This window comes from Gluconobacter sphaericus (assembly GCF_016757795.1).
Lineage (GTDB): Bacteria > Pseudomonadota > Alphaproteobacteria > Acetobacterales > Acetobacteraceae > Gluconobacter > Gluconobacter sphaericus.
Window position 1 is genome coordinate 1272371 of record NZ_CP068419.1, and the last position, 20274, is coordinate 1292644.

20 protein-coding genes and 2 riboswitches are annotated in these 20274 nt (G+C 59.0%); of the genes, 10 read left to right on the forward strand and 10 right to left on the reverse strand.

What is annotated here, in order from left to right; translation table 11 throughout:
• Window positions 1-1529: 1529 nt before the first annotated feature.
• The 3 genes from IGS75_RS06045 to IGS75_RS06055 all read right to left on the reverse strand — a co-directional run bounded on the left by IGS75_RS06045 (window position 1530) and on the right by IGS75_RS06055 (window position 3802).
• A complete protein-coding gene (locus IGS75_RS06045) occupies window positions 1530-1910 on the reverse strand; it encodes a DUF3597 domain-containing protein (protein WP_202257919.1) in 381 nt (126 codons plus the stop codon).
• A 74-nt stretch (window positions 1911-1984) separates the two neighbouring features.
• Window positions 1985-3280 carry an adenosylhomocysteinase gene (gene ahcY, locus IGS75_RS06050; protein WP_062107190.1) on the reverse strand — a complete coding sequence of 432 codons (1296 nt, stop codon included), beginning with the start codon at window positions 3278-3280 and terminating at the stop codon, window positions 1985-1987.
• 144 nt (window positions 3281-3424) lie between these two features.
• Window positions 3425-3802 (reverse strand): hypothetical protein, encoded by a 378-nt coding sequence (locus IGS75_RS06055; RefSeq protein ID WP_202257920.1) that lies wholly within the window; start codon window positions 3800-3802, stop codon window positions 3425-3427.
• 245 nt (window positions 3803-4047) lie between these two features.
• Here IGS75_RS06055 and IGS75_RS06060 point away from each other — a divergent pair, with 245 nt between their 5' ends.
• Window positions 4048-5112 carry a transporter gene (locus tag IGS75_RS06060; protein ID WP_202257921.1) on the forward strand — a complete coding sequence of 355 codons (1065 nt, stop codon included), beginning with the start codon at window positions 4048-4050 and terminating at the stop codon, window positions 5110-5112.
• 97 nt (window positions 5113-5209) lie between these two features.
• Here IGS75_RS06060 and IGS75_RS06065 read toward each other — a convergent pair whose 3' ends face one another.
• The 3 genes from IGS75_RS06065 to mutY form a co-directional block, all read right to left on the reverse strand.
• Window positions 5210-6901 (reverse strand): alpha-keto acid decarboxylase family protein, encoded by a 1692-nt coding sequence (locus IGS75_RS06065; protein WP_202257922.1) that lies wholly within the window; start codon window positions 6899-6901, stop codon window positions 5210-5212.
• A 661-nt stretch (window positions 6902-7562) separates the two neighbouring features.
• Window positions 7563-8207, reverse strand: a complete 645-nt coding sequence (locus tag IGS75_RS06070) for a hypothetical protein (protein ID WP_202257923.1) — start codon at window positions 8205-8207, stop codon at window positions 7563-7565.
• Window positions 8204-9265 (reverse strand): A/G-specific adenine glycosylase, encoded by a 1062-nt coding sequence (mutY, locus tag IGS75_RS06075; protein ID WP_141353563.1) that lies wholly within the window; start codon window positions 9263-9265, stop codon window positions 8204-8206. Before mutY ends, IGS75_RS06070 begins: the two co-directional genes overlap by 4 nt.
• 10 nt (window positions 9266-9275) lie before the next feature.
• On the opposite strand from mutY, the gene IGS75_RS06080 reads away from it, so the two are divergent.
• Together IGS75_RS06080 and IGS75_RS15685 are read left to right on the forward strand one after the other, a co-directional pair.
• A complete protein-coding gene (locus IGS75_RS06080) occupies window positions 9276-9821 on the forward strand; it encodes a DUF721 domain-containing protein (RefSeq protein WP_141353565.1) in 546 nt (181 codons plus the stop codon).
• 113 nt (window positions 9822-9934) lie between these two features.
• Entirely contained in the window at window positions 9935-10507 is a 573-nt protein-coding gene (locus IGS75_RS15685) for a hypothetical protein (protein ID WP_202257924.1), read from the forward strand.
• Between the two features lie 67 nt (window positions 10508-10574).
• On the opposite strand, the gene serB is transcribed toward IGS75_RS15685, so the two are convergent.
• Complete coding sequence (gene serB, locus IGS75_RS06090) at window positions 10575-11468, reverse strand: phosphoserine phosphatase SerB (RefSeq protein ID WP_202257925.1); 894 nt, start codon at window positions 11466-11468, stop codon at window positions 10575-10577.
• 41 nt (window positions 11469-11509) lie between these two features.
• Here serB and miaA point away from each other — a divergent pair, with 41 nt between their 5' ends.
• The 6 genes from miaA (at window position 11510) to speE (ending at window position 17630) form a co-directional block, all read left to right on the forward strand.
• Entirely contained in the window at window positions 11510-12502 is a 993-nt protein-coding gene (gene miaA / locus IGS75_RS06095) for a tRNA (adenosine(37)-N6)-dimethylallyltransferase MiaA (RefSeq protein ID WP_141353569.1), read from the forward strand.
• A 30-nt stretch (window positions 12503-12532) separates the two neighbouring features.
• On the forward strand, window positions 12533-14326 hold the full coding sequence (ilvB, locus tag IGS75_RS06100) for a biosynthetic-type acetolactate synthase large subunit (protein ID WP_202257926.1): 1794 nt from the start codon (window positions 12533-12535) through the stop codon (window positions 14324-14326).
• Window positions 14326-14853 (forward strand): acetolactate synthase small subunit, encoded by a 528-nt coding sequence (gene ilvN / locus IGS75_RS06105; protein WP_146859252.1) that lies wholly within the window; start codon window positions 14326-14328, stop codon window positions 14851-14853. Before ilvB ends, ilvN begins: the two co-directional genes overlap by 1 nt.
• Window positions 14853-15872: a ketol-acid reductoisomerase gene (gene ilvC / locus IGS75_RS06110; protein WP_086647929.1), complete on the forward strand. Its 1020-nt coding sequence runs from the start codon at window positions 14853-14855 to the stop codon at window positions 15870-15872. The genes ilvN and ilvC overlap by 1 nt, the downstream gene beginning before the upstream one ends.
• A gap of 340 nt (window positions 15873-16212) precedes the next feature.
• Window positions 16213-16692, forward strand: a complete 480-nt coding sequence (gene speD / locus IGS75_RS06115; protein WP_141353575.1) for an adenosylmethionine decarboxylase — start codon at window positions 16213-16215, stop codon at window positions 16690-16692.
• A gap of 65 nt (window positions 16693-16757) precedes the next feature.
• Entirely contained in the window at window positions 16758-17630 is an 873-nt protein-coding gene (gene speE, locus IGS75_RS06120; RefSeq protein WP_141353577.1) for a polyamine aminopropyltransferase, read from the forward strand.
• Between the two features lie 36 nt (window positions 17631-17666).
• Here the strand turns inward: speE and IGS75_RS06125 are convergent, their stop codons facing one another.
• From IGS75_RS06125 to IGS75_RS06135, 3 genes are all read right to left on the reverse strand, one after another.
• On the reverse strand, window positions 17667-18095 hold the full coding sequence (locus tag IGS75_RS06125; RefSeq protein WP_202257927.1) for a MarR family winged helix-turn-helix transcriptional regulator: 429 nt from the start codon (window positions 18093-18095) through the stop codon (window positions 17667-17669).
• A 99-nt stretch (window positions 18096-18194) separates the two neighbouring features.
• Complete coding sequence (locus IGS75_RS06130) at window positions 18195-18476, reverse strand: putative hemolysin (protein ID WP_202257928.1); 282 nt, start codon at window positions 18474-18476, stop codon at window positions 18195-18197.
• 3 nt (window positions 18477-18479) lie between these two features.
• Window positions 18480-18782, reverse strand: a complete 303-nt coding sequence (locus tag IGS75_RS06135) for a putative quinol monooxygenase (protein ID WP_202257929.1) — start codon at window positions 18780-18782, stop codon at window positions 18480-18482.
• 91 nt (window positions 18783-18873) lie between these two features.
• Window positions 18874-18964, forward strand: a riboswitch (glycine riboswitch).
• A riboswitch (glycine riboswitch) is annotated at window positions 18965-19041 on the forward strand.
• 81 nt (window positions 19042-19122) lie between these two features.
• Here IGS75_RS06135 and gcvT point away from each other — a divergent pair.
• Complete coding sequence (gcvT, locus tag IGS75_RS06140; RefSeq protein ID WP_202257930.1) at window positions 19123-20268, forward strand: glycine cleavage system aminomethyltransferase GcvT; 1146 nt, start codon at window positions 19123-19125, stop codon at window positions 20266-20268.
• Window positions 20269-20274: the final 6 nt, after the last annotated feature.

The following is a 20274-nucleotide window of genomic DNA, read 5'->3' on the forward strand; positions in this document are numbered from 1 at the left end:
ATAAATCGACAAAGATTCTGATGAGGGGCAGTCGGTATTGTGTATCCTGACAGACACCTATTACGATAAGTTAACGTATTATGAAAAATTTGATTGCGCATCCGATGTCGGTTTTCCAGGTTTGGTTCGTTGGAAATGTAAAATCGGAAACGACTCTCAATTATCAAGTTGGATCGGTTTATCATGGCAAGAACTGGAGGCTGTCATTGGATGAAATTACACCGATTTCTCCCATTATATCATTTTCAAACAGATTGGTGTCGAGAGCATTGGCGCGACCTCGACGTATGTGAATAGCGGTGGTGCGATTTATCGCGAGATTGAACTCGAGGGGCAGTATATTATTGGATGCGGTTTTTGCTTTGTGGTAATTTCCATGTGAATGACGTGAGCTATAAACATAGTAGCGTTCATGTGGCGACGGCGGATTTAATGGTATTGTTCGGTCTGCTTTATAAAAATGTGAAAGGAATATATTTCTCTCAGATGGGGAAATATGTTGGGCATTACTGGATTTTGGGCAGCACCACCAGCTCATTTTGTTGTATTATGTTTGAAAACCAGTACAGAGTCTACGTAAGTATAATAATAAATCTGGTCCCGAGCTGGCGTATTCATAATATCGGGAGCTTTATGAGCGATATAACGTCGAACCTTAAGATTTCCAACGTCTTTAACAACCGTTCCATCAGGAATTTGCGGGTAACCGGTATTATGGTGATGCGTCGCTTTACTGACGTGGAGGCTGACCGTCCGGAGCCGTTCTGGAAAAAATCTTACTTCTGTCCTTGCATGGGATCCGGAGTCCGATTGCCTCTTCGTCCGTTTTAAAGGTGAAAGCCGGGTTCGACTGGCCTGAGTCGTCCGTAACGTCCGGCGAGATGATGTCGCATGGTGCGGCAATGTTGGGGGGGGCAAAGGTTCAGGCTGTCCGGTCGTATTATCTGCAGCTGGCTTTAGGTCCGTTGCAAAACTGTTCCGATTAGATCCGGGTCTAGGCGCAGGACGTGGCACCTGATTGTCCTGTTAAGGCGTTGTGGAGGGCGTGGGGTGTGGATCATAACCGCATTCGGCGGGTAGAGCCGTGTCGCTACTGCCGCAGGCCGAGCAGGCGTTTGTATGTCCCGTATTGCGGAGGTGCAGCGCGGATTACAGGCGTTGTAGACACGGATGGTGCCGGGAATGTGCGAGGGAGCTCGGCGTATTTCGCATTGTCTGCCGGATGATGTGGTGTTGGAGTAGAAGAAAGCTGCGCCGTATCTTCCAGGTGGTGTTGCGACGGAGGTATGGCGGTGATTCTCGGACTATCATAGGTGTTTGAGGATCAGATGGATGCGGTTCTAGCGTTTGAGCGGTGGCGTTATCCGGGCCGGCATGTGAACGTCAGAGTGAGGATTTTCCATTAGGTGTTCGATATAGACGCTTGAGCCACATAATCTGATCCTTTTCTGATACAGAAGTTTCATAAAAAAAGCCCGACTGGTGGACAGTCGGGCTTTTTCACATTGTCCGTGCGGACGGGGCGCGGATTAGTGCGTCCAGTCAGCCGGAACCTTGCCACCATTCTTGGCCAGCTCGGCATAGACCTGCTTGATGAGCCAGACGTTCATCGTTGCGGTGTCGTCCGTGCTGCCCGAATAATGCAGTTCGCCGGCCAGTTCCTTGCGGGACTGGAGCGAGCTGTCGAGGCCGAGCAGCTTCAGGAGGTCCACGATGGAAGTCTTGTAGTTCAGCGGCTGGCCTGCATTTGCGGCCAGACCGGACAGGACGGCGTCCACATCCACGGGCGCTGCGGCCGGGGCTGCTGCTGCTGGAGCTGTGGCGGCTTCAGCCGGAGCGGCTGTGGTGGACGGTGTGGCGGCTTCTGCATGTCCGAAGATCTTGGACATGATCGTGCTGAAAAGACCCATGAGTGTAACTCCTGTTGGTTAAGGAAATCCGGAAGGGTGCAACCGGGATTCCGCCCTTCCTGATCCGCCTCGTCTTAGTAGCGGTATTCTTCGTGCTTGAACGGACCGTTGACTGGAACGTCGATGTAGTCCGCCTGTTTCTGTGACATTTTGGAAAGTTCTGCACCGACCTTTGCAAGGTGCAGGGCAGCGACCTTCTCGTCCAGCGACTTCGGCAGGGTGTAGACCTTGACTTCGTACTGGCCGGGCTTTGCCGTCCACAGTTCGATCTGCGCCAGGGTCTGATTGGTGAAGGATGCGGACATCACGAAGGACGGGTGGCCCGTTGCGTTGCCCAGGTTCACCAGACGGCCTTCGGACAGAAGGATGATGCGGCGGTTCGGAGCCAGCTCGATTTCGTCAACCTGCGGCTTGATGTTGTTCCAGCGGTAGTTGCGCAGGGCTTCGACTTGAATTTCGCTGTCGAAGTGACCGATGTTGCAGACTATCGCACGGTCCTTCATCTCGCGCACATGGTCGATCGTGATGATATCCACGTTGCCGGTGCAGGTGACGAAGATGTCGCCGCGCGGGGCTGCGTTTTCCATCGTGACGACTTCATAGCCTTCCATGGCGGCCTGAAGAGCGCAGATCGGATCGACCTCTGTCACGAGCACGCGGCAGCCTGCGTTGCGCAGGGAAGCAGCGGAACCCTTGCCCACGTCACCGTAACCGGCAACCACGGCGACCTTGCCCGCCATCATGACGTCCGTGCCGCGACGGATCGCGTCCACGAGGCTTTCACGGCACCCATACAGATTGTCGAACTTGGACTTCGTGACGCTGTCGTTCACGTTGATGGCCGGAACCTTCAGCGTGCCCTTCTTGGACATTTCCCACAGACGATGCACGCCCGTTGTTGTCTCTTCGGAGATGCCGCGCACGTCCTTGAGCATTTCGGGGTATTTGTCGTGCATCATGATGGTGAGATCGCCACCATCATCGAGGATCATGTTCGGCGTCCAGCCATCGGGACCGTGGATGGTCTGCTCGATGCACCAGTTAAATTCTTCTTCCGTCAGACCCTTCCAGGCGAAGACGGGGATGTTCGCTGCTGCGATGGCGGCGGCGGCATGATCCTGCGTGGAGAAGATGTTGCATGAGGACCAGCGGACCGTGGCGCCGAGGTCGATCAGCGTCTCGATCAGAACGGCGGTCTGGATGGTCATGTGCAGGCAGCCGGCAATGCGGGCGCCCTTGAGCGGCTGTGTATCCTTGTACTCTTCGCGAAGAGCCATCAGGCCCGGCATTTCGCCTTCGGCGATGGAGATTTCCTTGCGGCCCCAGTCTGCCAGAGTAATGTCGCGAACCTTGTAATCCTGCGTCGTCATGAAATGGCCCTTGCTGCCCATCTTTGGATGGGTGCCTGTATAAAGGCTTGGGGAAGCTGCGCAAAGGGCGCCCTTACCGGGTCTCTGTCCGCGGCTTCCCCCGAGAGGACTTTTCAGTCTTACCGTCAGTCTGGATGCCTAGCCTTATTGGGGTGCCGTGGTCTGTGGGGATGTTTCGGCAGGCATCGACGCCTTTTTGTGAGAATGGGTGTGCCGGCGATCGAGCTTACGGGGGTTTTTCTGGTTTGGCGGCACGGGCCCAGTTTCGCTCGTGCTTCTGGTCATGGTGCCCGGAGAACTCGGTGGTGGTTGGTCAGGCTGTTCCGTGATCGTGCGCGGATTGGTCGGCAGAGCGTTATTGGGCTGGCTGATCGTGGAGTTCTGGGCTTTCTGGATCGCTGACGTGGAGGTCTGTGTCTGATCGTTGCTGGGAGCACTAACGGCCTGCGCCATGGCGGAAGGCGCAAGTGCTGCGGTGCCGAGCATAAGGCTGGCAACGAAAAAAGAAGTGCGGAGGGACATGAATATTCCTTTCCGGAGGGAAGCCCCCTAGGTCAGGGGCTGACTCATTGCGTCACAGAACCGTAACAGCCCCAATGGGTGGGAGTTGCATCTACCGGGCCTCACATTTTTGGTCCGGACAGGTATATTGCGTCCCTTCACCGGGCATGCGAGAAGCCGGACAGGGCTTGTTCCCAGTCCTTTTTCGGATTTCTTCTGTGAAAATCGCCTATCGGTCCTGAACCCCCTGAGAACAGGAGGATGTCGTGTCAGAGAGCACTGCCTACAACTTCCCTTTCACGGTTCTGGATCCCGAACATCAGGAGACCGGCGCTCCTGCTTTTGCGAATGGTCTTGTCTGGGCTGTTCATGCCGTTCCGGGGCAGGAGCTGCGTACCCTTGGGTCAGCCGAGGTCGAAGCACTTCTGGCGGCGGGACGTCCGGTTTCGGATGCTGGCTGGTACTGGCTGCATTTCGATACGGTCCACAGTTCGGCGCGCGGATATGTCGCGCATCTGCCTGATTTGCCCGAGGACGTCTGCGCCATGCTGGCAGAGACAGAATACGGAATCGCTCTGGAAGCATTCGGCGATCTAATCTGGGGCGCGCTGCCAGCGTTCGATGATGCTTTGTCCGAAGAGGACCGGGATATCTGCGCCTGGCGGTTTGCGATGCGTCCGGATCTGTTGATCACGACACGACGTAACCCCATTCCTGTTCTGGGAGCGGCCTATCGCTCTCTCAGGCCGGATCAGATTCCACGGACGCCCGCGGGAATCATCGATCGGGCATTGCGGGAGTTTACGGGAACCGTGCGTCGGCAGCTCGGACATCTTGATGACGAACTGGACAGGGCCGAGGACGTGCTTCTGCTGATCGAGCATCGCTCCGATCTGGGGCATCTGGGTGGTATCGTGGGCAAGGTGCGCCGTCGTGCGACCGAATTGCGTCGGGTTGTGACGCCGATTGATCGTGTTCTGAAAGACGAGGATCTGGATCTTCCGGATTGGGCCGAGGATGAATTGCGGGACCGGGCCGAGCGCCAGGTTCATGCAGCACTGGACGATCTGATCGCGCTTCAGGATCGTGCGCGGTCATTGCAGGACGAGCTGGGGTCCAATCAGGCGGAAGAGACCAACCGGCGGCTGTATATCGTCTCGGTCGGGACCACGTTGATGCTGCCCGCAACATTTGTAACCGGGTTCTTCGGCATGAATACCGGCGGGATGTTTCTGGCTCAGGGATCGCTGGGGACCGTGGAGGCGGGCATTGTTTGTTTCGTCTTCATGAGTGTAACGTTTTTGTTCATGAAGATTGCGCGTCTGCTCTGATTTTCTAGCTGAGAGCCGGCTCAAGGAAAAACCCCCCGTGCCGGGCACGGGGGGGCTGTGTAACAGGGACTGATCCGGGAAGGATCAGACGCTTTGTTCAGACGTTTTGCTGTTTGCGGGAGTTTGCGGCGGCAACAGTTTTGCCCCACTGAACCAGTGCCTTGGTGCAGTCCGCACGATCGAGCTTGCACTCGATGAGAGTTGGACCACGGGTATTTTTTTTGGCTTTGGCGATGGCTTCAGCCAGTTCTTCGCCCGTCGTGGCATGCAGGCCAAGACCGTATTTGCCGCTTTCTTTACCGGGAACGCCCTGGTTGAAGCACTGCATCAGAGCGGCGTAGTCCCAGTTCTGGATGTAATTGTACGGACCGTCATGAATGGCGATTTCGATAACGTAGCCGTGGTTGTTTACAAGGAAGATGATGACCGGCAGTTCGTAACGAACCATCTGGGCCACTTCCTGCGCGGTGAGTTGGAACGAACCGTCGCCGACCATGAGGACGTGCTTGCGTTCCGGCGAAGCGGTGGCGTTGCCGAACATGGACGGAACGGACCAGCCGATGTGACCCCACTGCATTTCCGTCTCGACCTTCGCACCTTCGGGAAGGTGCATACGCACGGCATTGAACCATGAGTCGCCGGTCTCGGCGAAGAGGGTGGTGTTGCCGTCGACCAGTTCGTTGATCTGGCGGGTCATTTCGTCGTTGGACAGCGGCTTGGACGGGTCAGCTTTTGGTAGCATGACGGGCTTGTATTCGCTAGTCAGGGCTGCGGACTTCTTCGGAGCCTTCTCGGTCAGGGCCTTGACGAATTCCTTGAGGCGGAAGCCGTCGAAGGTTTTACCGTTGACGGTCACGCGGTCCGGATCGATTTCAAGAACCTTGCCACCTTTGATAACGCTCGTCCAACCTTCAGACGAATAATCGTTCCAGACTGGAGCTAGCGAAATCACGGCGTCGGCGCCTTCGATGATTTCCTGTGCTCCAGGGCTGCTGACAGAACCCCAGTAAACGCCGCGGAAGCCGGGGTGCGTCTCGGGAAAGTAGCTTTTTGCGGCGGCCATGACGGTGACGGGGCAACCGAGCTTGTCAGCCAGTTCGACCGTCTCTTTGAGGGCTTCGGCTGCGCGCAGCTTGGTACCGACCAGGATGGCGACCTTGTTGGCCTTGTTGAGGAAGCTCAGGCTCTCGTCCAGAGCGGCCTTCAGGCTGGCTTCGTCCGGACGCGGATGGGCGTGCAGGGACGAGACCGGACCCGGACGGACGCAGGGTGCGGCTGAGATGTTGCAGGCGATTTCAAGATAGGCCGGCTTCTTCTCGCGCAGCATCGTGCGGATGACGTGGTCGATTTTGTCTGGAGCGACTTCAGCAGATGTAATGCTTTCGGCTGCACAGGTGACGTGCTTCGCCATTTCCATCTGGTAGCTGTATTCCGTCCCGCCGATCGTGTGGTGCAAGATGTGGCCCGAACCGTGATCGTTGGAGTTCGGAGCACCTGAAATCACGAGGATCGGAAGGTTTTCGGCATAGGCGCCGCCGAGGCCGTTCATGGCGGAGATGGCGCCGACGCTGAAGGTGACTACGGCTGCGGCGGCACCGTTGGCGCGGGCGTAGCCTTCGGCTGCAAAGCTGCAGTTCAGTTCGTTGCAGTCATAAATTTGCTTCGTGCCGCCCTGTTCGATCAGCTGGTCGAGCAGAACGAGGTTGTAGTCGCCGGCAACGGCGAAATGATGCTTCAGGCCGATCTGTGTCAGTCGTTCGGCAAGATAATGTCCGACAGTATAAGTCATGATTTCAGTACCTCAGGAGCCATAGGGACGGTCAGATGACTGGATGATCTGACTTACTTAACAGGACCATGCAGTCATCTGACCGAAAATGGCAGGTGACAGGTCACGGGTATCCGGAAGGACCGCGTAGCCATTGGGACAACAGTGGGGTTGGGAAGAAATCTGGACCTGTCCGTGAAAAGCGTATGAGGCCATTCGGAGTTCGGGTGCAGGTGTCTGGAGCAGGACGCTGAAAGGTGACGTGCAATCAGGCCCATTAGAAAAACCGAAAACTTCAGGTGTGCGACTTTCTGTCGCTAAACAATGGGCAGTATAACAGAAAGAACGGCCCGTTCCGGCATGATGAAATCCAGAAACGGCCAGAAAAAAATCTCTAGATGACATATCTTCCCATGACAGCCGGAAAATAGACCGGCTTTGTACGAAATACCTATCTGATCCAGACACAGGAATGTTTAGAACAAAAATCCCGTCTGTGAAGGATATCGATCAAATATTAAAATTAATTGAAAAAATCCTTATTCATGGGAGGGATTGAATACAGTTGGAAGTCTTCTGTGAAACGGATGAGGACCACAATGGTCTGGTTCCGGTATTTCAGGCTGGAAATAGCGTCGAGATGTCCTGGCCGATTCTTCCGGCACTGGCTGTGTCTCTGGCTCTACAGTGTTTCCAGGGCCGGCGTCGGGGCCGTTTGATGGTGTACGGTGACAAGTGTCGGGGCGGTGTCGATCTGCCATGTCAGTTCGATGGAAGCGCTCGTGCCGGGCATGATCTGGCTGATCTGGGTCAGGGCATCGGTGTTCAGGAACAGGGGAAGGCTCCTCTCGCCGAACCGGAGGGTCATCTGGTCGTGCACGGGCGGAGTCGGTAGATCTTCGCCGGTGTCGTCTTCCAGCTTCAGTGCATCGGGCGTTACGAGCAAAGAGAGTCCGCGCAGCATTTCCAGCGTCAGGGGAAGAAAGGTTTCCCACTCATTTTGGTGCGGGGAATAGTAATCCACGAGGCCGGCACCAAAAGGAACACTGATCAGGTAGGTCTCATGTTCAGGCAGGAAGAATGCGACTCGGTTATGGGGCAGTTCCTGTATTTCCATTTCCGGGAAAGCCTGGGGCATGGACACGCGTTTTTCCATGAACGGGCGGCAGGGGAATTGAAAGGCTTCCGGGACAAGGGCGCAGAGCCCCGGGAGGCGGCCTGGCTGGAAAGGGGTACGGGTTGGAGCATCTTTCAGTGGATCGTGGTCGAGCATCCAGCCATGCCAGTCCATGAACCACAGGCGCAGTGTCGGGGGTGTTTCAGTCATCGTGTCTCCGGAGTCTGCTTGGTGAGGGCCAGGCATTTTTTCATGACGCCGGGCAGGGCAGCGCGCGTCGTTGAACGGAACGTGCCGAAAGAGGAATCGATCCCTGCATTATGGCTCTGTGGAAGGTAAGCCTCATAGACCGTAAGATACAGGGTGAAGTGAGTGAAGACGTGGCGGATTTCGCCTCTGTGGGTCCAGTCGGTCAGGCAGGGCGCGTGGGTGAGGGCTTCGTCTTCGCTCCAGGGTGCACTGCGCCAGTCCGTTCCGGGAAGCTCGTCCATGCCGCCCAGAAGGCCGGTGGGAGGGCGGGTTCGCAGCAGGGCCTGTCCGTTGGAATCGTGCAGGAGGAAATGTATGCCGTAGCGGGTCGGGCGTGTCTGTTTTGGTTGTTTAGCCGGGAGCTGAGCCGCGATTCCGCGGGCATGGGCGATGCAGGAGGTTTGCCAGGGGCAGGTCAGGCAGGTGGGATTGCGGGGGGTGCAGATCGTTGCGCCGAGGTCGAACAGGGCCTGAGCGAAGTCGGACGGGCGGCTTTGTGCGTCCGGATCAGCGTTCAGGAGTGCGGCCTGTTTTGCCAGAAGGGGGCGTGCAGCCGGGAGCGGTTCTTCGGTTGCGTTGAGGCGGGCCGTGATGCGTTCGACATTGCCGTCAACGGGGACAACGGGGCGTCCAAAGGCGATGGCGGCGATGGCGCGGGCTGTATAGGCGCCAATTCCGGGGAGTGTCAGCAGCTCTTCGACCGTGTTTGGGAAACCGCCGCGTTCGGAGACGCGTTTCGCACATGCATGGAGATTGCGGGCACGGGCATAGTAGCCGAGGCCGGCCCAGAGGTGCAGGACGTCTTCGAGCGGAGCCGCCGCGAGGTCCTGGACTGTAGGGTAATGCGTGAGAAAGCGCTCGTAATAGGATATGACGGCTTTGACGGTCGTTTGCTGGAGCATGATTTCGCTCAGCCAGACGGCGTACGGATCCGGGCGCTGGCCGGGCAGGCTGCGCCAGGGAAGGGCGCGGCGGTGGTGGTCGTACCAGCGCAGAAGGGCGGATGCATCAGGAGTCACGGGAACGGATATGACGAAGGATCGCGGTTCGGACAAGCGCCCGTTACGAAATACGGCCCGAAAGAAACCAGCGCAGGAGCCTGATGGCTGGGTTCCCGCGCCTGATCGCAACTGGACGCCGCGCCGTTCGGGCACGAAGCAGATCGGCTCTTTCGTGCAGGCACTGACACAGCCTGTCTTCAAGAAGAAGCCGCCGGTTCTGGCGCGTCTGATGATGGACTGGGCGGATTTTGTCGGTCCGCGACTGTCCAAACAGACCGAACCGCGCCGTCTGTCGGCAGGAACGCTGACTCTGGCCTGTGCGGGGCCGATCGCCATGGAGCTTCAGCATCTGGCGCCACAGATCATCGAGCGCATCAATGTGGCCTGTGGGCTGCGGGGCGAATATGGGATCGAGCGTCTGAAGATTGTTCAGGATCTGGTGGCGTTCGAACGGCCCACGCCGAAGCGCCCGAAACCGTTGCAGATCGAAGTGCCGGATATCGAGGACGAGGAGCTTCGTCTGGCGTTGGAAAGCCTGGGCGGTCATCTGGGCGCGCATCGTCGGCGAAGGTGACGGAAGTGTTTCACGTGAAACAAGTTGTTTCGTCATGGAAAGGCCCTCTTCCTACACGATTTGGTAATGCCGATATGGAAAACATGATCGGGCTTTCCCGCAGGAGACTTGCCATGACCTTCACAAACAGACCGGCCGCCGCACTGATGCTGGCCTTGCTGGCATCCACGATTTCCGTTCCCGCTTTTGCCCAGCATGGGGGTGGCCCGGGCGGCGGAGGTTTTCATGGCGGTGGCGGAGGGCCCGGCGGGGGCTTTCACGGTGGTGGCATGGGACCCGGCGGTATGGGGGGCGGTTTTCATGGTGGTCCGGGCGGTGGCGGCGGGTTTCGCGGCCCGCCCGGTGGGGGTGGATATCGTGGAGGCTGGGGCGGAGGTGGCTATGGCGGTAGCCGTCCCGGATGGGGGTTCCGTGGCGGCGGCTGGGGCGGAGGATGGGGTGGTCGGCGCTTTGGCGGCTGGGGCTATCCGGGCTGGGGTGGTTGGAACGGCTGGGGTGGACCAGGCTGGTTTGGCTATGGCTGGGGCGGCTGGGGCCTTGGTGTCGGTCTTGGCGTCGCGACCGGTATGGCGATCGAGGCCTCGCCTTATGGGTATGGCGGCGGGTATGGTTATGCGCCGGGCTATGCTCCCGGCTACGCCGTGCCATCCTACTCCAATGTGCCTCCCTATACCTGGGGATACTGATCGAGAAAAATCCGCCGGGGTTTGAGAAACCGGCGGATTTCACTTGTCGTCAGGGTTTGAGGTCCGGTCAGTCCGTGACGAAATCCTTTGCATGGTAGCCCTGTGCGAAAAGATGCGCGCGCAGGTTGGCGAAGTTGATCTGGGTGGGAATGATGCGGCGGACATTGGGTTTGGCGTGGAAGGCCAGACCAAGTCCCGCGCTGGCGAGCATGGGAATGTCGTTGGCGCCGTCGCCGGTTGTCAGGGCCGCGCGAAGTTGTACGCCGCGCTCGGAGGTCAGGCGTTCGAGATGGTCGCGCTTGGCGTCGGGGCCGAGGAGCGGGCCAGCGAGACGGCCGGTAATTTTGCCGTCTGCGATTTCCAGTTCATTGCCGTAATTCTCGTCGAATCCGCAAAGCTCGGCGACGCGCTGGGTGAACCATGTAAAGCCGCCCGAGACCAGCGCCGTGCGGCCATTATGCTTGCGCATGGTCTGCACGAGTTCGCGCGCCCCTTCCGTCAGGGTGACGGACTCCCAGACCTGTTCAAGAACCGAAGCGGGTTTTCCGGCAAGAAGGGCCACGCGCTGTTCAAGCGCGGTTTCGAAATCGAGTTCGCCGTTCATGGAGGCGCGGGTGATGGCCGCGACGTCTTCACCGCAGCCCAGAAGGTCCGCTAGTTCGTCGAGCGTTTCGCCGGTGACGATGGTGCTGTCCATGTCCGCGACGAGAACGGCCCGGCGGCGACCGCGTGTTTTGAGAAGCAGCGCATCGACACGGTAGGGTGCGAGCGTTGCGCGGATCGTGGTGATGTTGGCCGATCCGGGGCGTGGTGGGGGGCAGGGAATGTCGACCGCTTCGCCCGGAGACAGGACGATGGGCGCGTTGCCCTTGACGAGTCCGCGGGCCATGTCGATGGCCTCGGGTTTGAGGGGACCGGATTTCCGGTCGGCGATGAGGGTCAGGACGGCAGGAAGGGACATGAGATCTCGTAACGGTCCGGCACGTGTGGCAGGAGGGGAGAATGAACGCCCCGAAGACAATAAAAACTGCGATCATTGTGGCTGGACCGACGTGCTCCGGCAAGTCAGCACTGGCGCTCGACCTTGCTCGACGCTTTAACGGTACAATCATCAACGCGGATTCCATGCAGGTTTACCGCGATTTGCGGATTCTGACGGCCCGTCCTGATGACGCGGATGAGGCTGCCGCCCCGCACCGGCTTTACGGGGTTCTGGATGCGGCTGTGCCGGGAAGTGTGGCCTGGTGGCGGTCAGAAGCCTTGCGGGAAATGGACGAGGCGTGGGCCGTGGGGCGTATGCCGATCCTGTGTGGTGGGACGGGGATGTATCTGCGGGCACTGACGGATGGTCTGGTGGAGGTGCCGGATCCCGGAGACGCTGCGCGGACCGAAGCGCGGGGGCTGGCGGAAGAGGTCGGGTCGGAGGCGCTTCATGGGCGTCTGATGCAGGTTGATCCTGAAACGGCGTCTGGTCTGCGTCCGAACGATACGCAGCGGATTTCGCGGGCCTGGGAAGTCTGGACGGGGACGGGGCACGGGCTGGCCTGGTGGCGGTCTCAGCCGGGTTTGCCGCCCGCTCCATGCCGGTTTGTGTCCGTGCAGCTTGATCCCGAGCGGGAGGGATTGCGCCGGGCGATCGATTTCAGATTCGGGCAGATGTTGGAGGCCGGGGCTCTTGAAGAAGTGTCCACTCTGTTGGAGCGGGGCCTCGATCCGGTTCTGCCTGCGATGCGTGCACATGGGGTGCCGGAACTGGCTGCCGTTCTGCGGGGAGAGGTATCGCTTGAGGAAGCGCGGAAATCCGCGGTCCTTGCCATCGGGCGCTATACGCGGAGACAGGCGACATGGTTTCGGCATCATGCGCTGGGGAAAGGGGATGATGCGATGATTTCGTTGCGTAGATATACCTACTTTGCGCAAGATTCGAAAAGTGATTATGAAAAAATAGAGAACTTTATATCAGATCGAGTTGACGCCGCCGCGTTGTCGTCCTAAATCCGGCGGCTCATACCTTGGGAGGAAACGGTGACGGCTGCTGAAAGAGACGCAGGAACAGGCAACGAGGCGCTGAATGGCGCGGAAGTGCTTCTGCGCGTTCTCGATGAAGAGGGTGTGGAGGTCATATTCGGATATCCGGGTGGGGCTGTCCTTCCGATTTACGATGCTCTCTTCAAGCAGGACCGTATTCGCCATGTGCTTGTCCGCCATGAGCAGGCGGCCGTTCATGCAGCCGAAGCCTATGCGCGTTCGACGGGTAAGGTTGGTGTGGTGCTGGTGACGTCGGGGCCTGGTGCGACGAATGCCGTGACCGGGCTGGTGGATGCGCTGATGGATTCCATTCCGCTCGTCTGCCTGTCGGGGCAGGTGCCGACCAAGCTGATCGGCAATGATGCGTTTCAGGAAGCCGACACGACGGGCATCACGCGGCCTGCGACCAAGCATAACTATCTCGTGCGCGAGCCGGGCACGCTGGCACAGACCGTGCGTGAGGCGTTCGAGGTTGCGCGGTCGGGCCGTCCGGGGCCGGTTCTGGTGGATCTGCCCAAGGACATCACGGTCGGCAAGGCGCCGCTGACGAAGCCGGCACTGTCGCGCCTCCAGCGGCTGCGTCATCAGGGCGGTCCGGATGCGGAGGCGATCGCCCGGACCCTCGAAGCCATGAAGACGGCGAAGCGCCCGCTCTTCTATACGGGCGGGGGTATCATCAATTCAGGGCCGGAAGCGTCGGACCTGCTGCGTCGTCTGGCGCGCAAGACCGGTTTCCCGGTGACGTCCACGCTGATGGGGCTGGGGGCGTTTCCGTCTCCCGATCCGCAGTTTCTGGGTATGCTGGGCATGCACGGTTCGGTTGAGGCAAACATGGCCACGCATGGCTGTGATCTGCTGATCGCTCTGGGATCGCGCTTCGATGACCGTGTGACGGGGCGTGTGGATGCGTTCTCGCCCAATTCGTTCAAGGTTCATGCTGATATCGATCCGAGCCAGATCGACAAGATCGTGCCGGTGGATGTGCGGATCGAAGGCGATGTGCGTGATACGCTCGAAGCGCTGCTGGAAGCCTGGGGTGATACGCCTGCGCCGGATCTGTCGACCTGGTGGAACCAGATTGCGTCCTGGCGGAGTGTGGATGGCTTCGGCTTCACGCAGGATATGACGCCGTCTGCCGTCATCCGTCCGCAGCATGCGGTTCGTCGTCTGTATGAGCTGGCGAAGGAAACGGGCCGCGATACGTTCGTGTCCACCGAAGTTGGGCAGCACCAGATGTGGGCGGCCCAGCACTTCCAGTTCGACAAGCCGAACCGGTGGCTGACATCCGGTGGTCTGGGGACGATGGGCTATGGTCTGCCGGCTGCCGTGGGCGCACAGGTGGCGCATCCGGATGCGCTGGTGATCGATATCGCCGGTGAGGCATCCACGCTCATGAACATCCAGGAGCTGGGGACGATCGCGCAGTATCGCCTGCCGGTGAAGATCTTCATCCTGAACAACCACTATATGGGCATGGTTCGTCAGTGGCAGGAATTGCTTCACGGGTCGCGCTATTCGCAGTCCTATAGCGAGGCGCTGCCGGACTTCGTGAAGCTGGCTGAAGCCTTCCATGCCACCGGAATGCGGGCAACGCATGTGGGTGAACTGGATGACGTGATCCGCCGGATGCTGGAGCATGACGGGCCGGTCGTGGCCGATATCTGTGTGGCGGAAGGCGAGAACTGTTATCCGATGATCCCGTCGGGTGCGGCGCATAACCAGATGCTGCTGGGTCCGGATCAGGATTCCGAAGCAGCGGGACTGACCGAAGAAGGGAAGATGCTGGTCTGATGACGGAGACGATCCAGAATTCGGTCATTTCAGTCCTGATTGAGGACGAAAGTGGCGCGCTGGCCCGCGTGGTGGGCCTGTTTTCCGGCCGGGGCTACAACATTGAGAGCCTGACGGTGGCGCTGGTGGATGCGGAGCAGAAGCTCTCGCGCATTACGGTGCTGACGTCGGGCACGCCGATGGTGATCCAGCAGATCAAGGCGCAGCTCAAGCGTCTGATTCCGGTGCATGACGTCTGCGACCTGACGGAAGAAGGCCCCTATGTGGGCCGCGAGCTTGCGCTGGTGAAGATCGTCTCGTCCGGCGAGCACCGGACGGAGGCCCTGCGCATTGCGGATTCGTTCCGCGCGCGGCCTGTGGATACGACGGCCACGAGTTTCGTGTTCGAACTGACGGGATCGCCCGAGAAGATCGACGCGTTCATCGAGTTGATGCGCCCCCTTGGTCTGGCCGAGGTTTCGCGTACCGGGATTGCCGCCATCGGGCGCGGTCCTTCTGTCTTTCACCTTAACAAGGAGCCTGTCTGATGCGGGTATATTATGATCGCGATGCCGATCTGAATCTGATCAAGAGCAAGAAAGTCGCGATCATCGGCTATGGCAGCCAGGGTCACGCGCATGCCAACAACCTCAAGGACAGCGGCCTGACGGACATCGTCATCGGCCTGCGTCCGACATCTTCCGCGGTCAAGAAGGCAGAAGAGGCCGGTTTCAAGGTCATGTCCCCGGAAGACGCAGCCGCGTGGGCCGATGTGGTCATGGTTCTGACGCCGGATGAAGGCCAGGGCGCCCTGTACAAGGACAGTCTTGAGAAGAACCTGAAGCAGGGCGCAGCCCTTGCTTTCGCGCATGGTCTGTCCATTCATTTCCGCATCATCGAAGCCCGTCCGGATCTGGACGTGTTCCTGATCGCGCCCAAGGGCCCGGGCCACACGGTTCGTTCCGAATACCAGCGTGGCGGTGGTGTTCCGTCCCTCGTGGCTGTGGCGCAGAATGCTTCGGGCAATGCGCTCGAAATCGCTCTGTCCTATGCCAGCGCCAATGGTGGCGGCCGTGCAGGCATCATCGAGACGACCTTCAAGGAAGAAGTCGAAACCGATCTGTTCGGTGAGCAGGCTGTCCTGTGCGGTGGCGTTGTCGATCTGATCCGCGCCGGCTTCGAGACGCTGGTTGAAGGCGGATATGCGCCGGAAATGGCTTATTTCGAGTGCCTGCACGAGATGAAGCTGATCGTGGATCTGATCTACGAAGGTGGCATTTCCAACATGAACTACTCCATCTCCAACACAGCGGAGTATGGTGAGTACGTGACGGGTCCGCGTATCATCACGCCGGAAACCAAGGCTGAGATGAAGCGTGTCCTGACGGACATTCAGGACGGCACGTTCGTTCGGAACTTCATCCTTGAGAACCAGTCCGGTGGCGTTGGCTTCAAGGCCATCCGCGCCCGCAATGATGCTCATCAGATCGAAAAGACCGGTGAGAAGCTGCGTGCGATGATGCCGTGGATTGCCAAGGGCAAGCTTGTCGACAAGACCAAGAACTGATCAGGCGGATCAGAGGGGCCGGATTCGGCCTCTCGGGACCGGGAGGCATCAGCTTCTGTCGGGCGTCGGGATTTCCGGGATTCGTTTCCTGGATGTCCGGCGCCCGAACTATGTGTGGGGTGTTGGGTTCAGGACAGTTCCGCGTTTCAGCCCTGTGTGCAGGAAAGGGAAATTCCGTTTCTTATGCAGTGGGGACATGGGGCAGGAAAGATATGTGACATATTGGGGAATTACCCCATAAAGTGCTTGCATCGGGGGGGAGGGGCCGCTAACTAGCGCGCTTCTTGGCCCAAGGGGGCAATTTTGCCCAACAGGCTGTCTACTGGTTTGGGGGTACGTGATGAACGCACTTGCTCAACTGGGGATGGTATCGGAACTCCCGAGAGATATCCAGAACAGCGCAGCTCACCTCGTTGAGGAGGAGCGCAAGGATTACTTTATTGAGCGGGATGGCGAGCGTTATGCTGGCAATCATCTGCTGATCGACTTCTGGGATGCCCGGAATCTCGATGATCCGCTGCGGATCGACGAGACGCTGTGCGAAGCTGCTGTAGCGGCAGGTGCCACGATCCTGCACAGCCATTTCCATCACTTTACGCCCAATGGCGGTGTGTCTGGCGTGATCGTTCTGGCGGAGAGCCATATCTCGATCCATACGTGGCCGGAACGGAATTATGCAGCCGTGGACGTGTTCATGTGCGGTGCATGTGATCCGAACCTGTCGATTCCGGTGATGCAGCGCCTGTTCCAGGCCGGCCGGATCGAGGTCGATGCCGTACGGCGTGGCCGCGTGCAGGACAAGGCCGTCAAGGCAGCCTGAACTGACCAAAGGGCCGGATGAAACCGGCCCTTTTTCAATACAATCCGACAAGGAAACGATGATCCATGGCTGAAACATGGCTCAACGAGACCCTGTACCCGGACTGGGGACAGCGCTTTCTCGTTACGCGTGAGCTCGCACGGGTAAAATCCGACTTCCAGGATGTGGTGGTGTTTGAAAGCTCCAGCCACGGCCGCGTGCTGGTGCTGGATGGTGTCATCCAGATCACCGAGCGTGATGAGTTCGTCTATCAGGAAATGCTGACGCATGTGCCGCTTCTGGCGCATCCCTGTGCAAAGCGTGTGTTGATCATCGGTGCGGGTGATGGTGGCGTTCTGCGTCGCGTGTTGCAGCATGAGACGGTCGAAAAGGCTGTCATGGTCGAGATCGACGGCGCGGTGATCGAACTGTCCAAACAGTATCTTCCGAAGATTGCCGGTGATGCTTGGAACGATCCGCGGGCCGAAGTTATCGTTGGCGACGGCATCGATTACGTCCTGAAGGCGGCTGACGGTTCGTTCGATGTGATCATCGTCGATAGCACTGACCCGATTGGTGTGGGCGAAGTGCTGTTTACGGACGAGTTCTACAGCAACTGCGCACGTATCCTGTCGGCTGAAGGGCTGATCGTGAACCAGTGCGGCGTGCCGTTCATGCAGGCGGATGAACTGCATGAGACGAGTCTGCGCCGTGCGAAGTTCTTCCCGCATGTGGGGGCGTATGTGGCCGCTGTTCCGACCTATGTCGGTGGGTTCATGACGCTGGGTGTGGCCTCCAAGGGGCAGGCACCGAACACGCAGACGGTCGAGCAGATCCGTGTCCGTGCGGACGCTGCGAAGATCGTGGGCACGACGCGCTACTGGACGCCGGAAATCCATGTCGGCTCGTTTAACCTGCCGCCCTATATTGCCGAGCATCTTCCCAAAACCGGAAAATGATCGTGCGCCTGCCTCTTTGACTGAAGGGGCAGGCGACTACAGCTGCTCTTTCAGACTGCTGTTGATCCGTTCCAGAAGTGTTACGAGAATATCGCGTTCGAGGGGTGTAAACCCCTTGAGTGCTATGTCGGTTAAATGTTCCATAGCAGGAACGATATTCCGGCTTTTCCGCTGTCCGTCCGCTGTCAGTGTGACCAGTGTGCTGCGGCCGTCTGTCGGGTCTGGTTCGCGCTGGATCAGGCTGTCGCGCTCCATCCGGGCGAGAAGTGTCGTCATGCCCGGCTGTTCGATATCTGCAAAATCCGCGAGCGCTTTCTGATTGAGGGTTTTCCCGTCCTGCAAAGCCTGAAGCACAGGAAGCTGACCGATCCGTAGGCCTGTCTTTTTGAGTTCGCGTTCCAGCAGGAGCGTGAAGAGCCTGGTGTTACGCGTGGTCAGGGCACTTAGAGGGGAAGGGGTGGTCATGCGGATTCCGGGTATTGTGTGGATAGAATACATAACATGTTATGTATATGGATTGTTAAAAACCCGGCGGCCCTGTTCGGGCCTGACCGGGCTGGAAAATCAGGGCTTCATCTTGGCCAGGGGAGCGACGCAGCGGTGTTCGCGGTAGAGCGTCCACTCGTCGCAGATCTGGTTTGGGGGGAAAGTGCAGGTACCGGTTTCGCCGCCGGGCGTCCGGACGTCGCCGTGTCGGCCGCCCTGCTGCGTGCAATAGACGCTGGCAGGGTTGGGGATCCCGATCAGGCGCTGGCGAGGATTGTGCTGCGGGTGTGAGGCGCAGGCGGAAACCGTACCACACATAAGGGTGATGGCGAGGAGGCGTTTTGTGTTTGAAAGATGCATTGCTCAGGGAGTCCTTTTCTTCAGGAAGCGGACGCTGCGTTCCTTGATGTCCAGTTCTTTTACAGCGTTTGAGAAGACCTCGAAATGTGGGGTCCTGAGATGCTCTTCGAAGGCCGCATGGTCGGTATAGACTTCCACCAGAATAACGGTATCGGCTTCCGTGTCGGAGGAGAGGACCGTGAAGCTGTGGCAGCCGGATTCGTCGGCGACGGAGCGTTCACTGTCATAAACGCAGGCTTTGAGAAACCTGTCGTAGGTTGCCGGTGTGGTCTCGAATTCGGCGATGACCGTCAGTTCGCCAGCCATGGAGTTCTCCTTTGTGCATTTAAGGTCTCGGGACACAACGCGGGAGCGATCGTAACGATTGCGGAGTTTTTCGGAAACTGGCAGGATTGGGAGGACCGACACGGGAGAGACCAGCCGAAAAGGCTGGCGCCGAAGGAGCAACCGCCCCGGAAACTCTCAGGCTAAAGGACCGAGGCGGTCAGGACATTCTGGAGAGAGGTGCGCTTGACGCATCCGCCGACGGGATAGCGATCTCAGGCGAAAGGACAGAAGGGGCGACGTATTTCCGGCTGCGTTCTGCGTGGAGCCGGTGGCGTCTGCATCTTCACGTCTTGAGATAGAATGGACCGGGTTTTTTCGTATGAGCGATTCCCTCCAGCGTACTCCCCTTTACGATCTGAATCTGGAACTTGGCGCGAAGATGGTGCCGTTTGCAGGTTTTGAAATGCCGATCCAGTTCCCTGCGGGACTGATGACGGAGCATCTGCATACGCGCGAGAAGGCCGGCCTGTTCGACGTTTCCCATATGGGGCAGATTCGTATTGCCGCGAAAAGCGGCGACGTGAAGGACGCCGCTGCGGCTCTGGAGACGTTGGTTCCTGCTGATTACGTCGGACTCGCCGCCGGGCGTCAGCGTTATGGACTGCTGACCAATGAAGAGGGTGGCATTCTGGACGATCTGATGGTCGCCAATATGGGCCATGATCTTCTGGTGGTCGTGAACGCGGGTTGCAAGGTTCAGGACGCGGACCGGATCGAGAAGGCGCTGTCTGATCGGTGTGTTGTGACGCGCCAGTTTGATCGTGGGCTTATGGCGCTTCAGGGGCCGGCTGCGGAAGCGGCTCTGGCGCCGCTTTGCCCGGCCGTGAAGGACATGCGCTTCATGGATGTGATCGAGACAGAGCTGGCCACTGCGACTGGGCCAGTGAAGGTGACGGTGTCGCGGTCCGGCTATACGGGCGAGGACGGGTTCGAGATCGGCTGTGCGGGCGCGGATTCCGAGAAGGTCGCGCGTGCGATTCTGGCGCAGCCGGATGTGTTGCCGATTGGTCTGGGCGCGCGGGACTCGCTGCGTCTTGAGGCGGGGCTGTGCCTGTATGGCAATGACATTGATGTCACGACCACGCCGGTTGAAGCCTCGCTGGGCTGGGCGATCCAGAAGGCGCGCCGTGAGGGCGGTTCCCGTGAGGGTGGCTACCCGGGTGCTGAGGTCGTGCTGAAGCAGACGCGTGATGGCGTATCGTGCAAGCGCGTGGGTCTACTGGCGGAAGGTCGCGCTCCGGTGCGGGCGGGGGCGAAGCTCTTTGCCGATGCCGAGGGGCAGAAGGAAATCGGGGTGGTCACGTCCGGGGCGTTTGGTCCGAGCGTGAAGGCTCCTGTTGCGATGGGTTATGTCGCGTCGGAATATACCGCGCTGGACACACCCGTCTTTGCGGAACTGCGGGGCAAGTATGTGCCACTGCATGTGCGGGCGATGCCGTTCGTGGCACCCGGCTTCAAGCGCTGAACTTAC

Bases quoted from the DNA above. Each gene is read 5' to 3' on its own strand.
- miaA (WP_141353569.1), top strand. From the start codon at position 11,510: ATGAACGCCCCGAAGACAATAAAAACTGCGATCATTGTGGCTGGACCG.
- IGS75_RS06070 (WP_202257923.1), bottom strand. From the start codon at position 8,207: ATGACTGAAACACCCCCGACACTGCGCCTGTGGTTCATGGACTGGCAT.
- IGS75_RS15685 (WP_202257924.1), top strand. From the start codon at position 9,935: ATGACCTTCACAAACAGACCGGCCGCCGCACTGATGCTGGCCTTGCTG.
- IGS75_RS06125 (WP_202257927.1), bottom strand. From the start codon at position 18,095: ATGACCACCCCTTCCCCTCTAAGTGCCCTGACCACGCGTAACACCAGG.
- IGS75_RS06045 (WP_202257919.1), bottom strand. From the start codon at position 1,910: ATGGGTCTTTTCAGCACGATCATGTCCAAGATCTTCGGACATGCAGAA.
- serB (WP_202257925.1), bottom strand. From the start codon at position 11,468: ATGTCCCTTCCTGCCGTCCTGACCCTCATCGCCGACCGGAAATCCGGT.
- speE (WP_141353577.1), top strand. From the start codon at position 16,758: ATGGCTGAAACATGGCTCAACGAGACCCTGTACCCGGACTGGGGACAG.
- ahcY (WP_062107190.1), bottom strand. From the start codon at position 3,280: ATGACGACGCAGGATTACAAGGTTCGCGACATTACTCTGGCAGACTGG.
- ilvC (WP_086647929.1), top strand. From the start codon at position 14,853: ATGCGGGTATATTATGATCGCGATGCCGATCTGAATCTGATCAAGAGC.
- IGS75_RS06055 (WP_202257920.1), bottom strand. From the start codon at position 3,802: ATGTCCCTCCGCACTTCTTTTTTCGTTGCCAGCCTTATGCTCGGCACC.
- IGS75_RS06130 (WP_202257928.1), bottom strand. From the start codon at position 18,476: ATGCATCTTTCAAACACAAAACGCCTCCTCGCCATCACCCTTATGTGT.
- IGS75_RS06080 (WP_141353565.1), top strand. From the start codon at position 9,276: ATGACGAAGGATCGCGGTTCGGACAAGCGCCCGTTACGAAATACGGCC.
- ilvN (WP_146859252.1), top strand. From the start codon at position 14,326: ATGACGGAGACGATCCAGAATTCGGTCATTTCAGTCCTGATTGAGGAC.
- IGS75_RS06065 (WP_202257922.1), bottom strand. From the start codon at position 6,901: ATGACTTATACTGTCGGACATTATCTTGCCGAACGACTGACACAGATC.
- gcvT (WP_202257930.1), top strand. From the start codon at position 19,123: ATGAGCGATTCCCTCCAGCGTACTCCCCTTTACGATCTGAATCTGGAA.
- IGS75_RS06135 (WP_202257929.1), bottom strand. From the start codon at position 18,782: ATGGCTGGCGAACTGACGGTCATCGCCGAATTCGAGACCACACCGGCA.
- speD (WP_141353575.1), top strand. From the start codon at position 16,213: ATGAACGCACTTGCTCAACTGGGGATGGTATCGGAACTCCCGAGAGAT.